1 protein-coding gene and 1 pseudogene are annotated in these 1,650 nt (G+C 74.4%); both read right to left on the reverse strand.

Annotated elements, in window-relative coordinates:
* A partial coding sequence (locus AC1DY2_RS19540; protein ID WP_476763921.1) for an aminotransferase class V-fold PLP-dependent enzyme occupies nucleotides 1-1,215 on the reverse strand: 1,215 nt, incomplete at its 3' end.
* 104 nt (nucleotides 1,216-1,319) lie between these two features.
* Nucleotides 1,320-1,650, reverse strand: a pseudogene (locus tag AC1DY2_RS19545) (hypothetical protein); the annotation flags it as partial.

The following is a 1,650-nucleotide window of genomic DNA, read 5'->3' on the forward strand; positions in this document are numbered from 1 at the left end:
CCCTAGGCTCGCGCGCAGCCCGTTCGCCCGCGACGCGACGCGGTCGAAGAACGGGTGTGCGCAGAACCGGCCGGCTCGCACCGAGATGCCGTGTTCGGCGGCGAGCGCGGCGGCGATGAGTCCGACCGATCCGCGCTCGAGCTCGATCGTGGCGATCCCGAGCCGGTCGTCGGCGTCGTCGAAGCCGCGGATGACCCGGATGCCCGGGATGGCCGCGAGCCCCCCGTGCAGCCGTGCAGTGAGCGCCGCCTCGTGCTCACGGCGAGCGGCGTCGCCCAGCCGGTCGAGTTCGTCGAGCGCGCGGGCGAGCGCCGCGATGCCGATCACGTTGGGAGTGCCGGCCTCGTGCCGGTCGGCGCCGGTCTTCCACTCGACATCGTCGAGGCGCACGGCTTCGACGGCCCCGCCGCCCGCGAGGTGCGCGGGCGCGGCGTCCAGCCAGTCGGCGCGCCCGACGAGCGCGCCCGTTCCGAACGGCGCGTAGGCCTTGTGCCCCGAGAAGGCGAGGTAGTCGATGCCGCATGCCGCGAGGTCGACGCGCCGGTGCGGCAGCAGCTGCGCGGCATCCACGGCCAGGCGCGCCCCGTGCTCGTGGGCGAGCGCGGCCAGCTCGGCGATCGGCAGCACCTCGCCGGTGACGTTCGAGGCGCCGGTCACCGAGACGAGCGCGGCAGGCGCCGCACCGAGCTCGTCGCGGAGCGCGTCGATGGTCTCGGCGATCGTCGACCGGCCGACGACGACGCGGCGCGACCGCCAGGGCAGCAGGTTGGCGTGGTGCTCGAGGTCGAGCACCACGGTGTCGCCGGGCACGGCCGACGCGAGCAGGTTGAGCGCATCGGTCGTGTTGCGCGTGAAGATCACGAGGTCGTCGTCGCGGGCGCCGACATGGCGCGCCACCGTGACGCGAGCATCCTCGACGAGGGCCGTGCTCGCCTGCGACGCGTACCCGCTGCCCCGATGCACGCTCGAGTAGTAGGGGATGACTCGGGCCACGTGCTGCACCACCGCATCAAGGGCGGGCGCGGATGCCGCGACGTCGAGGTTCACGTGCCGCACCGTGCCGCCGCCGAGCACGGGCACCCGGAGGTCGGCGTCGGCGAGGGCCGCGAGTGATGCGGGGCCGGATGACGCAGGGCCGGTCGTCGCGGCATCCGCTCGCTCGCCCGCGACAGCGCGCACCCGCGTCGGCGAGGTGCGCAGGTCGGTGGCGATCACGGGGACTCCTCGGATGGGTTGGCGTCGAACCTACGGCCGACCGCCGAACGCCTCAACCATCGCCGTCGCACGGTGTCACGTCGCGCAACATCGGGTAACGGAGCTCAGCGCAGCAGCCGCTCCTCCAGCCGTGCCCGATCGGCCGTGTGCACGTTGGCGGGGCGCTCGAGGCCGAGGTGGTCGCGGAGCGTCTCGCCCTCGTACTCGAGCGGGAAGACCCCGAGCCGCTGGAGCTCGGGCACCACGCCGAGCGCGAACGCCTCGAACTGGGCGGGCTGCACGGCCGAGAGCACGTTGAATCCGTCGACGGCGCCCGAGTCGCCCCACGCGGCGAACTCGGCGGCGATCTCGGCGGCGGTGCCGACGACGATCGAGGCGTTGACGGATGCCGCGACGACGAGGTGCCGCAGGGTCGGCGGCCGGTCGCCCGACGGG

This window comes from Agromyces sp. P1_H4, assembly GCF_056405255.1.